At 55.8% G+C, this 538-nt stretch carries 1 protein-coding gene; it reads right to left on the minus strand.

The features are described 5' to 3' along the window. The coding region (locus J5069_RS24070; RefSeq protein ID WP_264646154.1) for a DEAD/DEAH box helicase at positions 1–282 on the minus strand (282 nt) is incomplete at its 3' end. Positions 283–538 lie beyond the last annotated feature (256 nt).

Here is a 538-nt window from a genome sequence, read left to right on the forward strand (position 1 = left end):
GGTGACAATCTGATCCTGCAACGCGATGTTGGCGGTGCTGATCACCAGCGTCTTGCCCTCTGCGCGCGCAATCGCGATACCGGGGATCAGGTAGGACAAGGTTTTGCCCACGCCGGTAGGTGCCTCAATCACTGCGTGACGCGGGTACTCACCCGCCAGGGTTTTCGCCACTTCGGCGATCATCTGTCGCTGTGGAGCCCGGGAGATAAAATCAGGAATATGTTGTTGCAGCGCCTTATACCACTGGTCGATTTGCTGCTTGATGGTGGGGGTGAGCGCCATGCCTTCCCTATGTCTGTCCAATCCTGCGACTATTGTCCCACAGACAGCGGCAAACGTCAGCCGCCATTCCCCTCGACAAACCTGCATGCAGCCAGTAGGGTAAAGTAAATCGTGATAAAGAGTCTTTCCCATGTCGGCGGTGTACCGCGTCAAACAAACCTATTGGTTTTCTCCTCATCTGCCTCAGGTTGAATGCCGTTCGACCTGGCGTAGCAATCAGGGGTATAAAACCCATTCGCACGCCCAGCTCTCCCTC

The organism is Candidatus Symbiopectobacterium sp. NZEC127 (genome assembly GCF_025962675.1).
Taxonomy (GTDB): domain Bacteria; phylum Pseudomonadota; class Gammaproteobacteria; order Enterobacterales; family Enterobacteriaceae; genus Symbiopectobacterium.